Genomic DNA, 12162 nt, shown 5'->3' with positions numbered 1-12162 from the left:
GTCGTCCGCGCCGGAGGAGAGCTGCCCGGTGCCGTCCACCAGCTCTCCCGCGCCGTTGACCAGATCGCCGGTGCCGTCGGAGAGCTGCGCGGCACCGTCAGCCAGGTCGGTGGCGCCGTCAGCGGCGTCGGCGATCCCGCTGTGGATGGAGGTGAAGCCCACGTAGATGCCGTGCAGGTACTGCTCCAGCACCGTGGAGCGCAAGGAGTCGGTCAGGGCCTGACCGACGGACTTGGTGAAGTTGCCGCCGACGTAGTTCACGGCGTCGTTGGTGGTGACGGTGAGCATGGCCGGAGCAGCCTGGGCGGCTTGCTCCGGGTCACTGCCCAGGGCGGCGATGTTCGAGGAGAAGTCGGAGGGGATCTCCACCGTGGCGCCGTAGGTGCCGTCCGCCAGGCCGCGGTGGGCCTGGGCAGGAGAGACCTCCACGAAGTGGAAGGCGGTCTCCTCGTCGATCTCGAGCAGGGATTTGGTGAACTCGGCCCCCACGTCGATGGTGGTGGGCTCACCTCCGGCAGGGGTGAACGACGCCTGCTGGTCCTGGTTCACCACGGCTGCGGTGATCTGGTCGAGACTGTGGGCGGGGTCCCGGAAGGACCATGTCATGTTGCCGGAGTAGATCACCGGCACCAGCGCCAGACCCAGCACGAACACAGCTGCGATCGGCTTCTTCCACTCCCGGGGCAGCAGGGCTGCTGCGCCGCGCGCTGTGGCGGAGGTGCCTCGGCCGACGGCCCTGATGCCCTTGCCGAGAGCGCGGGCTGCTGAACGCGATGCCGTGGCCAGGCCACGTGCCGCCGTCGTCAGCACGGCCAGGAAGAAGCGCAGGATTCGCATCATGAGCCGAAACGATACATACGTGTACCGAGTTGCGGTATTACTCCGTGGTAGGTGTGGCGCGGTAGACGAAGGTCCCGTGGCGCGAGACGCATTGCTGCCGGCCGTGGCCAGGGGCCTCGGAGTTGTGGGAAGAGGCGGAGTGGGGTCCCGTCAGCCCTTGAGGTCCACCACCCACGGCTCTTGGACCAGATTCTGCGGGTCCCACCGCTCCAGCACGTCCGCGGCGGTGCGGCTGCCGGGAAGGCCCAGGGAGTCACCGATCCGCTCCACCACGTCGGCCGCGCTCTCGCCCCGCGCCAGACGGTCGCGCAGCGTCACCGCGCCGTCCCGCTTGGCAAGGCGCGCGCCGCTGGTGTTCACGGCCAGCGGCACGTGCGCGTAGGTGGGCTCGGGCAGCCCCAGCAGGTGCGCGAGGTAGGCCTGGCGGGGGGCCGAGGTGAGCAGGTCATCGGCGCGGGTCACCTGGTCCACCCCGGCTGCGGCATCATCCACCACCACGGCGAGGTTGTACGCCACCACGCCATCGCCGCGGCGCAACACCAGATCGTCCACCGCCGCAGTGACCTGTCCGGCCCACAGGTCGGTGACGGTCCACTCGTTCACCTCGGCGCGCAGGCGCAGGGCCGGTTCGCGTCGCAGTTCCCGCATCTTCGCCCGGCCCGTCTCGCGCTGATCGTCCGTGAGGTCCCGGCAGGTGCCGGGGTAGGCGCCGGGAGGGGAGTGCGGGGCGCTGGGCGCGTCGAGGATCTCGCGGCGCGTGCAGTAGCACTCGTACGCGACACCGGCGGCCTGGAGCTGCCCGATCGCCGTCTCGTGCGCCTCGCCGCGCTCGGACTGCCGCACCACCTCGCCGTCCCAGTCGATGCCGAGGGCCACGAGGTCCTCCAGCTGGCGTGCCTCGGAGCCTTCCTTCACCCGATCAAGGTCCTCCACGCGCAGGTGGAAGCGACGGTGCGTGCGGCGAGCCAGGGCCCAGGCAAGGATCGCGGTGCGCAGGTTTCCCAGGTGCAGGTCCCCGGAGGGGGAGGGGGCGTAGCGGCCGGCGCCGGCGGGGTGGGGGGCCAAGGGCGCAGCCGTCGGCATGGAGGGCTGTTCCGGAGGTGGGGAGGGGGCGTCGGGCATGCACGCCAGTCTAGGAAGCTCGCAGTCAGGGGCAGACCAGGGGCGGTCCACAGATCCACCGTGATCATCCGGCTCCTCCTGGAGGGGATTGCTGAGAAGGTCCTCATGACCGTCTCACCCCCACCTCACCCGGTGTCGTGACGATGGGTCCTCCAGCCGACCTCCCGGAGGAGAGCCATGTCACCGCGACCCACCGCATCCGCCCCGACCGCGCAGGGGAGCGCACCGGTCGGCGAGGACCTGCCCTGGGACGAGCAGCTGCCCTGGGTCGAGGTGGGCACCGCGCGCAGGCGCCGCACCCCCGCGCCGCTGCCCACCCCCGCCAGTGGCCCTCTCGTCCCCACCGCTGCGCTGGCCCCCACCCCCGTCGACTCCCCGGCCGTGCACGAGCCGGGGCACGGGACCGAAAGAGGTCTGCGCCCCCCGGCCGGCCGACCCGCCGTGGTACCGGGCGGGCGGGCCTCGGCTCTCACCCCGACAGCCGAGGAGCCCCCTGTGTGGGCCGCGACCGCCGCCGGCACCGAGGTCGAGCCGCGCCAGGAGCGCCGGGGACGCAGAGGAGGTGGGCTCAGCACCGCGGTGGACCTGATCGACCCCCACCTGCGCCACCACCACTGGTCCGTGCTGGGCGCGGGCGCACTGCTGGTCGCCGGGATCTGGGCACTGGCCGTCGCCCCGCTGGCGCTGGACCGTGCCCTGCAGCCGCCTCACCGGGAGGGCGCCCTGGTGCTGGGCGGACTGATCGTGCTGTACGCGCTGACCGCCACCTTTCGCACCGCCCTGCTCGAGCGCGCCGGCGTGCGCGCGGCCTCCGAGTTGCGCTCGAGGCTGCTCGCCCATCTGCACCGCCACGGCGGCGGCACCGGCGACCCGGTCCCGGCGGCCCGCTTCACCCACGACGTCGCCGCAGTGCGCGATCTGGTGGTCCGCACCCTGCCCTCCCTGGCGACCGGGGTGCTCGCCCTGATCGCCCTGCTGGTGGTGCTGGTGCGGTCCGCGCCGCAGGTGGCGCTCCTGGTGGCCGCCACGGCCACCGCGTACGTGCTGGTGATGCTGCTGGGCCGCCGCCTGGTGCGCACCCGCGAGCAACGTGCCGCCGAGCAGGAGCATGCGCTGGCCCACGTCACCGCCGAGCTGCTGGGGGCCACCGGCACCATCCGCGCCTATGGGCTCGAGCAGCGTGCCGGCGACGATCTCGCCACCGCCGGTCGTCGCGCCGACGCCGCCCGCGCCTCCGCCCGGCGCACCCGGGCGCTGGCCGGCCTGGTCGGCGCCCTCGTCGCCGCTGCCGGCGTGGTGCTGGGGCTGCTGATGGGGGAGGAGCGCGTACTCGCCCTGGGGGCCGTGGTGCTCGGCGTGGTCCTCATGCACCGCGCGCTGGGCCGGCTGGGCGACCTGCCGGCCGCCTCCGCCGCGGCCGTTCGCCTGCGCGCCCTGCTCGAGCAGAGCAGCGGCCCCGAGGAGCACCCCGACGCCCAGCCCCTGGGCCGGCTGGACGGCGAGGTCGCCTTGAGGGGCCTCACCCTCGCCGATCCCCGCCTCGATGCCGTCAGCGCGCATATACCCGCAGGCCAGCACGTGGTGCTGCTGGACCGCGACGGCAGCCACAGCGCGGCCGTGCTGGCCTGCCTGACGCGCGCGACCTCGCCGGAGGCGGGGCAGGTGCTGCTGGACGGGCAGGACGTCTCCCACGCCCCGATCGCCGGCGTGCGCGAGCACCTGGCCGTCGTCGGCCGCGAGCCCGCCCTGCTGACCGGCACGGTGCGCGAGACCATCCGTGCAGGTCGCCCCGAAGCCAGTGACGACGAGGTCACCCGGGCCGCCCGCACCGCGGGGGCCGACGACTTCATCGTGATGCTCGCCGACGGGTACGAGACGGTGCTGGATCCCGCCGATCCTGGGCTGAGCGACGGGCAGTTGCGACGGATCGCCATCGCCCGGGCCCTCCTGCGCGAGGCCCCGATCGTGCTGCTGGACGGTGCCGAGGAAGGCCTGGACGGCGCCGAGCTGGAGCAGGTGCGCGAGGCCCTCGAGGCGCTCACCGCCGGGCGCACCGCCCTGGTGCGCAGCCGCGATCCCCTCACGGTGCTGGCCGCCGATCGGGTGCTGTGGCTGGACGGCGGCGAGATCGTCGAGGACGGCGCCCCCCAGCGCCTGGCCGAGGATCCCGACAGCCACCTCAGCACCTGGCTGCACGAGAGGGCCTGACACCCCCGCGACACCGGGCCGACACCTTCCCGATGCCCGGCCCTGCGACCGTGCCCCTCGAGGCAGGGTCGCAGCATGTGCGCAGGTGGAGGACGGAACGAGGAAGGGGGCAGGGATGAGGATCGTCGGTGAGAGAGTCCTCATCGGCACTTCATCCTCACCTCACCGCCACCCGGCATTCTCCTGGCTGTCACCGCAGCACCAGGAGGCCACGATGGACACCTCGATCGCCCTGTACTCCCACGACTCCGTGGGGCTGGGCCACGCCCGCCGCAACCGCGCCCTCGCCTACGCCATGGCATCCCACCTGCCCGCCCTGGTCGGTGGCCGCGTGCGCGGACTGCTGATTGCCGGCCACCCCGACGCCAGCCGTGACCCCCTGCCGGAGGGCTGGGACTGGCTGGTGCTGCCGGGCATGACCCGCTCCGGCGACGGCACGGGGTACACGCCCCGCCGCCTGGACATGGACGGCGGTCGCCTGCGCGACCTGCGCAGCGTCACCATCGACGCCGCCCTGACCGCCTTCGACCCCGACCTGCTGATCGTCGACCGCCATCCCTTCGGCATCGACGGCGAGCTGCGCCCGGTGCTGGCGAACCTGCGCGCCCGCGGCACCGCCACCGTGCTGGGCCTGCGCGAGGTGCTGGACACCCCTCGGGCGGCCGCCGCCGAGTGGGAGGCCCTGGGAGGAGCCGAGCACGTGGCCGAGCACCTCGACGCGGTGTGGGTGTACGGGGACCACCACGTGTACGACCCGCGCCGCACCGGGGAGCTGTCCGGATCCCTGGCCCGCCTGGCCACCACCACCGGCTACCTCGGGCACGGCCGTCCCGCCGGGCGCCCCGCCCGCCGCGGCCGCACCTCCCCGAAGCCGCCCCCGCCCTACGTGCTCACCGTGCTCGGCGGCGGCTCCGACGGGGCGGGCCTGGCCCGCATCGCCGCCCAGGCCCGCCTGCCGAAGGACCACCGGCACCTGCTGATCACCGGCCCCCAGATGTCCGACACCGACCTGCAGCAGGTCAAGGAGCTCACGGCCCGCAGCGGGGGCGAGACCACTGTGGTGCACAGCGCGAGCGACGTGCCCGAGCTGATCGCCGAGGCAGCCGCGGTGGTGTGCATGGGCGGGTACAACACCATCGCCGAGGTGATGGCCACCGACACCCCCGCCCTGGTGGTGCCCCGCTCCCGTCGCCGGCAGGAGCAGCCCCGCCGCGCCGCCGCCCTGGCCGCCCTGGGTGCCGTGGAGACCCGCGATGCGGCGACCCTGACCCCCGAGGACGTGAGCGCCTGGTGGCAGACCGCCGTCACCGGCCGCATCGACCGCAGCGGCATCGACCTGGACGGCCTGTCCGTGGTGCCCCACCTGGCCGCCCGCCTACTGGGTCCCTCGAGCCGCACCGCCCCGGAGGTGACCCGTCATGCAGGATGAGACCCTCGTTCCGACCCCCGGGACCGCAGCGCCGGCAGGGACCGCCCGCATCGGCTACGTGCTGAAGATGTACCCGCGCTTCTCGGAGACCTTCATCGTCTCGGAGATCCTGGCCCGGGAGGCCGCCGGCGAGCAGATCGTCATCTTCTCCCTGCGACCCCCGACCGACGCCCGCTTCCACCCGGAGCTGGCCCGCGTCCAGGCCCCCGTGATCCATGTGGGCCGGGCCTCCAGCCCCCGCCGCCTGTGGGAGACCTGGGGCGAGACCATGGCCCGGCCCGCGCTCGCGGCAGGGATGGCCGAGCACCTGGACGAGCTGGTGGCGGCCGGTGTGGACGACGCCGAACAGGCCCTCGCGGTGGCCCGCCTGGCCCTCGAGCACGGCGTCACCCACCTGCATGCCCACTTCGCCTCCGTGGCCACCACCGTGGCCCGCCTGGCCGGACTGGTCAGCGGCCTGCCCTACTCCTTCACGGCGCATGCCAAGGACATCTTCCACCAGGACGTGGACCCCGAGGACCTGCGGCGCAAGCTGCGCGATGCCCACCACGCCATCACCATCAGCGAGTACAACCTGCGCCACCTGCGCGGGTGCTTCGGCAGCGAGGACACCGCCCGCCTGCACCTGGTGCGCAACGGACTGGAGCTGGAGCGGTTCCCGTACCACCGCCGCGGCAGCACTGCCGAGCGCATGCCCCGGGGCGGCCCGGTGCGCCTGATCGGCGTGGGCCGCCTGGTGGAGAAGAAGGGATTCGACCAGGTGATCGATGCCGTGGCCGCACTGCGCCACGACGGCCACGACGTGCGCGCCGACATCATCGGCGACGGGCCCCTGCGCGCCGACCTCGAGGCCCGCATCCAGCAGCGCGACATGGGCGAGCACGTCCGGCTGTGGGGCCCGCGCACCCAGGAGGAGGTGCGCGCGCAGCTGGCAGAGGCCGATCTGTTCGTGGCGCCCTTCGTGATCGCGGGGGACGGCAACGCCGACGGCCTGCCCACCGTGCTGCTGGAGGCCATGGCCTGCGGCATCCCCTGCGTGGCCGCCGATGTCACCGCCGTCGGCGAAGTGGTGATCGACGGGGAGACCGGCTGGCTGGTGCCGGCCGGAGACACCGCCGCACTGACCGCGGCGATCGCCGAGGCGATCGGCCCCGCCACCGACACCGCGCAGCGCACCGACGCCGCTCGCGCGCTGGTCGAGGCCCACTACGACTCCCGCCTCCAGGCTGCCGCCCTGCGCGAGCTGGCAGGCGCCCCCGCCGGAAGGAACCCCCGATGAGCACCACCCCGAGCACCCCCCTGACCATCGCCTACGCCCTGCTCGACCCCGGCATCGGGGTGTTCGGCACCAAAGGGGCCTCCGTTCACGTGCAGGAGGTGGTGCGGGCCCTGCGCGCCGACGGCCACCACGTGACCGTGTTCTGCACCCGCACCGACGAGCACGTGCCCGCGGACCTCGCCGACCTCGAGGTGCGGCGCCACCGCCTGCCCAAGGGCAAGGGCGCCGAGCGGGAGCGCGCCGTCGCCGAGGCCTCCGCCGCCATCGCCGCGGAGATCGCCGCCGGGGGCTTCGACCTGGTCTACGAGCGCTACTCCCTGTTCTCCGACACCGCCGCGCGGCTGTCCGGAAAGATCCCCTCGATCCTGGAGGTCAATGCCCCGCTGATCGCCGAGCAGCGCGAGCACCGCAGCCTGGCCGACGAGCCCGGTGCCCTGGCCGCCACCTGCGCCCAGCTGCGCGAGGCCACCCTGATCTCCTGCGTGAGTGAGGCCGTGGCCGACTGGGCCCTCAGCGAGGGAGCCGACCCCGCCTGCGTGGTGGTCGCCCCCAACGGGGTCAACACCACCCGCATCACGCCGCGACCCGAGGGGGCTGCGGGCACGGCCCCGGACGAGCAGCAGGGCCAGGAGCCGGCGCAGTCCGGCCCGGTGACCGTGGGCTTCGTCGGCACCCTCAAGCCCTGGCACGGCACCGACGTGCTGTTGAGGGCCCTGGCCCGCACCCGCGGCGACCTGCGCCTGGACGTGTGCGGCACCGGCCCCCAGCAGCACGCCCTCGAGCAGCTGGCCGCCGAGCTGGGCATCGCTGCGAGGGTGCGCTTCCGCGGGGCCGTGGCCCCCGAGCAGGTGCCCTCCGTGCTGCACGGCATGGACATCGCCACCGCCCCGTACCCGCCCGGGGAGCACTACTTCTCCCCGCTGAAGGTGTACGAGTACCTCGCTGCCGGGCTGCCCGTGGTGGCTTCCGCCATCGGCACCATCCCCGGCGTGCTGGAGCACGGGGAGCTGGGCGTGCTGGTGGAGCCCGGCGACGTGGACGCCCTGGCCGAGGCCCTCGACGAGCTGGCCGCCGACCCAGGGCATCGGGCGCGCCTGAGCCGCGCCTCGCGCCAGGCCGCCGTCACCGAGCACGACTGGCGGATCCGCTGCCGCGAGCTGCTGGCCCGCGCACTGGAGCCGGTGGGCGCCGGGGCGGGGGCCCGATGACGGGCACCTCGAGGACCACCCGGACGAAGGCGCCCTTGACGAAGCCCGCGTCGAAGGCGATGAAGGGGAAGCTGGACCCCTCGGCGCTGCGGCGCACCCTCGCGGTGATCCGCCCGCACCTGCCGCGCCATCTCGCCCTGTGCCTGCTGGGCATGGTGGCGCTGCTGGCCGACGTGGTGTTCCGGGTGCTCGAGCCGTGGCCGCTGAAGTACGCGGTCGACGCCGTCACCTCCGCCCTGGGGGCCGACATCCCTTCCGCCACCCCCTTCGGGCTCGACGTGCGTGGCACCGTGATCGCGGCCGCCCTGGGCCTGGTGGTGATCATCGCCGGGCGGGCGGGCACCAACTACCTCTCCACCGTGTCCTTCGCGAAGGTGGGCGCCCGCATCGCCACCGAGCTGCGCACCCGCGTGTTCGATCACGTGCAGGCCCTGTCCCTGCGCTACCACTCCCGCGCCTCCATCGGCGACACCTCCCAGCGCCTGGTGGGGGACGTGGGCCGCCTGCAGGACGTGGCCGTCACCGCCGGCCTGCCGCTGGTGGGCAACGTGATCACCCTGGCGGTGCTGCTGGTGGTGATGGTGCTGCTGGACCCGATCCTCAGCGTCGTGGTGGTGGGCGCGGCCCTGGGCTACCTGCTGCTGTCGCGCCGCTCCTCCCCGAAGATCGTCACCGCCTCCCGCTCCACCCGCAAGGGCGAGGGATCCCTGGTGGGGGCCGCCGCGGAGGCGCTGGGCGCGATCCGCGTGGTGCAGTCCTACGGCCTGGAGAAGACCGTCGCCCACGAGTTCGCCGGCGGCAACGAGAAGGCCATGAAGGCAGGGGTCAGGGCCAAGAAGCTGGCCGCGGGCCTGGAGCGCTCCACCGACGTGCTGGTGGGATTCGCCCAGGCCGCCGTGCTGCTGATCGGCAGTCTGCAGGTGCTGCGCGGTGCGATGACCCCCGGTGACATGGTGCTGTTCCTGACGTACCTGAAGATCGCCATGAAGCCCCTGCGCGACATGGCCAAGTACACCGGTCGCATCGCCCGCGCCTCCGCTTCCGGCGAGCGCATCGCCGACCTGCTGGACGAGCAGGTGGAGATCGCCGACCCCGACCGCCCCGTGCCCATGCGGCAGGTGCGCGGCACGGTCGAGTTCGAGGGCATCACCTCGCCCGACGGCCACGGCCGGCCCCTGTTCGAGGGCCTGGACCTGAAGATCCCCGCCGGTCAGCACATCGGGATCCTGGGCCCCTCCGGGGGCGGCAAGTCCACCCTGGTCTCCTACCTGCTGCGCCTGGCGGAGCCGCAGCACGGCAGGGTCCGGGTGGGCGGCTACGACACCCGCACCGTGAGCCTGGCCGATCTGCGCCGGCACGTGGCGATCCTCCCGCAGGAGTCCGTGCTGTTCTCCGTCTCGGTGCGGGAGAACATCCGCTTCGGCCGCCGCGACGCCTCGGACACCGAGATCGAGGAGGCCGCCCGCCGGGCTGGCGCCCACGACTTCATCATCGGCCTGCCCCGGGGGTACGACACCGTGCTCGGCAACCGCGGTGACACCCTCTCCGGGGGGCAGCGGCAGCGGATCGCGATCGCCCGCGCCATGATCCGCCGCGCCCCCGTGGTGGTGCTCGACGAGGCCACCACCGGCCTCGACCCGGCCTCGAAGGCACAGGTCAACGAGTCGCTGCTGGAGCTGGCCCGCTCCCGCACCACCATCTCCATCACCCACGACGCCACCACCGTGGCGGGCCTGGACCGGGTGCTGTGGCTCGAGAACGGCCAGATCCTCGAGGACGGCGCCCCGGCCCAGCTGGCCGCTGACCCCACCTCCCGCTACGCCCGCTGGATCCTCGAGCAGCGCAGTGCCGAGCAGGCAGGCGCACAGGCCTACCAGGAGGTGCCCTCATGAGCGACCCGCAGCTCGACCGCAGCCCCGCCTGGCCTGTCGTCCCCGAGGACTGGCTGAGCGCGCACGCCGCCCTGCCCGGCGCGCAGCGGGTGCTGGACCCCGCCGCGCTGACAGTGCTGCTGGGCCGCGAGGTGGAGATCGACCGGGTGCGCATCAAGCCCGGCGCCTCCGTGCTGGTCTCCCACCGGGCGGTGGCTGCCGGCGGTGCCGACGACAGCCGGGGCCGCGACCTCGCCCACGTCGGCTGGGCGCAGCTGGTGGCCTCCCGCGACAAGCGCGACGGCGTCCTGCGCCGAGCCGACCGCGGCGGCATCGAGGTCACCGAGCACGCCGTGCCGGGGCAGGAGACCGACGGCCCCTTCCTGCTCAGCGGAGGCGCGGACAGCGATCCCCGCCTCGGCAGGGCCGTGCAGGGCGTGCTGCGACGCCTGCCCGACGGGCCCGCACCCCGGGTGCTCAGCTACAACCCCGGCCGACACCTGCTGCTCGAGCTGCCCGGGAGCGGGGAGGTGCTGCGGGTGGCCGTCCGCTCCCTCGAGGACCAGCTCGGCATCAGCCGGGAGTGGGAGCGACGAGGCGTGCCCACCGTCCCCCAGCGCACCTGGAAGCACCGCTCCTCCGTGCTGATCGGCCAGCGGTGGGGGAGAGGGGACCTCGCCGCCCGCGCCACGGATCCTCACGCCGGGCAGGCCGCCGCCGCGCTCGGGCACGCGATCGGGCGACTGCACACGGGCGGCGCCGAGGCGAGCGCACCGTCGACCGGGGTGCTGCCCCGGGCACGCCTCGGCGATCGCATCCCCAGTGCCACCGACGTGCTGTGCGATCTGCTGCCGCAGCGCACCGAACAGGTGCAGGAGCTGATCGCGAGCCTCGACCAGCTGCTGCCCGCCCCTGGCGCCGAGGCCTGGCAGGAAGCGCTGATCCACGGCGACCTCAGCCCCGACCAGGTGCTGCTCGGCTCCACGGCGTCGCAGATCCGCGTGGTGGACCTGGACCGCTCCGGCGCGGGGCCGCGCGGCGCCGACCTCGGCTCCTGGATCGCGGCCTGCCTGAGCGAGGAGAGCGACCACCTCACCGGCCCCTTCCTCCGCGCCTACGCCGAGCACGTCCCGCTGCCCGCGCCCGCGGAGCTCGCTGCCTGGACCGCCCGTGCCCTGCTCGGTGCGGCGCTCGATCCCATGCGCCGCTGCCACCCCGACTGGCCGGCCCGCATCCAGCAGCGCCTGGACCTGGCCCGCACCCTGCTGGGAGCCGCGACCGAGGAGCAGCTGCCCGCCCTGGGGCGTGCCCTGGCCGACCACCCGGGTGCCACCGTCGTCTCCCACCGCGAGGGCAGGCGAGCGGTGCTGCGGGACCGCACCGAGGACGGCACGACCGTCTACATCAAGGTCGCCAACCGCGGCCGCACCCGCCGTGCCCTCGGCGCGATCCAGCGCGCCGCCGCCTTCGACGGTCCCTTCCGCACGCCCCGGGTGATCGAGGTCCGGGAGGAGAGCCTCACCTTCGCCGAGCTGCCCGGTCGGCCCCTCCACGACGGCCTGCCCACCGGCGACGGCTCCTGGCGGCGCGCCTGGCGCGCGACCGCCGAGGCCTGGGCGCAGGCCGTGCGCACCTCCCGCACGGACCTGCCCGAGGGGCCCCTGCACGGGCCCGCCGAGGAGATCGCGGTGCTCCAGAAGTGGCAGCAGCGCGCGATCGGGGAGGACCCCGGGGCGGCCGAGCTGCGCGATCGGGCCGTGGACCTGGCGCGCGGTCTGCTGGAGCAGCTGCCGCCCCTGGCGCAGCCCGCCCTGATCCACCGCGACCTGCACGACAAGCAGATCCTGTGGGACCCCGCCCTGGGCCCCGGACTGCTCGACGTCGACACGGCCTGCCTGGGCGACCCCGCCCTGGACGCCGCGAACCTGCGCGCCCACGCCACCTGGCGAAAGCGGCAGGGCACCTGGAGCCCCGAGCAGGCCCGGCAGGTGCGCGAGGAGATCGACCGCGCCACCGCCGCCCTCGACCTGCCCGCCGCGAACCTCGCCGCCTACGAGACGGCCACCCTGGCCCGCCTGACCTGCCTGTACGCCCTACGACCCCGGTGGCGGCAGGCCGCCGCCGGGATGGCCCGCTCCCTGCTGGCGCGAGGCCGGCTGGGAGTTCCGAGCCCTCGGGCGGCCCTGAGCGGGCCCGCTCCAGGGG

The 12162-nt window shown here is 74.3% G+C and carries 8 protein-coding genes; 6 read left to right on the top strand and 2 right to left on the bottom strand.

The window, feature by feature from the left end:
• Together M4D54_RS13055 and gluQRS are read right to left on the bottom strand one after the other, a co-directional pair.
• On the bottom strand, positions 1 to 840 hold an 840-nt coding region (locus M4D54_RS13055; RefSeq protein ID WP_259891960.1), incomplete at its 3' end, for a YhgE/Pip domain-containing protein.
• 150 nt (positions 841 to 990) lie between these two features.
• A complete protein-coding gene (gene gluQRS, locus M4D54_RS13050) occupies positions 991 to 1923 on the bottom strand; it encodes a tRNA glutamyl-Q(34) synthetase GluQRS (RefSeq protein ID WP_259891964.1) in 933 nt (310 codons plus the stop codon).
• Between the two features lie 216 nt (positions 1924 to 2139).
• Between gluQRS and M4D54_RS13045 the strand changes: the two genes are divergently transcribed.
• The 6 genes from M4D54_RS13045 to M4D54_RS13020 all read left to right on the top strand — a co-directional run.
• The gene (locus M4D54_RS13045) at positions 2140 to 4170 is read left to right on the top strand and encodes an ATP-binding cassette domain-containing protein (RefSeq protein WP_259891959.1); all 2031 of its coding nucleotides are present in this window, start codon (positions 2140 to 2142) and stop codon (positions 4168 to 4170) included.
• Positions 4171 to 4384: 214 nt separating this feature from the next.
• Positions 4385 to 5599, top strand: coding sequence for a glycosyltransferase family protein (locus M4D54_RS13040; protein WP_259891956.1), 1215 nt, complete (start codon positions 4385 to 4387; stop codon positions 5597 to 5599).
• Complete coding sequence (locus M4D54_RS13035) at positions 5589 to 6878, top strand: glycosyltransferase (RefSeq protein WP_259891954.1); 1290 nt, start codon at positions 5589 to 5591, stop codon at positions 6876 to 6878. Before M4D54_RS13040 ends, M4D54_RS13035 begins: the two co-directional genes overlap by 11 nt.
• Positions 6875 to 8086 carry a glycosyltransferase family 4 protein gene (locus tag M4D54_RS13030; RefSeq protein ID WP_259891953.1) on the top strand — a complete coding sequence of 404 codons (1212 nt, stop codon included), beginning with the start codon at positions 6875 to 6877 and terminating at the stop codon, positions 8084 to 8086. Before M4D54_RS13035 ends, M4D54_RS13030 begins: the two co-directional genes overlap by 4 nt.
• A gap of 59 nt (positions 8087 to 8145) precedes the next feature.
• Entirely contained in the window at positions 8146 to 9978 is a 1833-nt protein-coding gene (locus M4D54_RS13025; protein WP_259891962.1) for an ABC transporter ATP-binding protein, read from the top strand.
• A partial coding sequence (locus M4D54_RS13020; RefSeq protein WP_259891952.1) for an aminoglycoside phosphotransferase family protein occupies positions 9975 to 12162 on the top strand: 2188 nt, incomplete at its 3' end. The genes M4D54_RS13025 and M4D54_RS13020, both read left to right, overlap by 4 nt.

Origin of the sequence: Brachybacterium sp. p3-SID1565 (assembly GCF_025143785.1) — a bacterium.
Lineage (GTDB): Bacteria > Actinomycetota > Actinomycetes > Actinomycetales > Dermabacteraceae > Brachybacterium > Brachybacterium epidermidis.
This window is presented reverse-complemented; position numbering and strand designations above follow the sequence as displayed.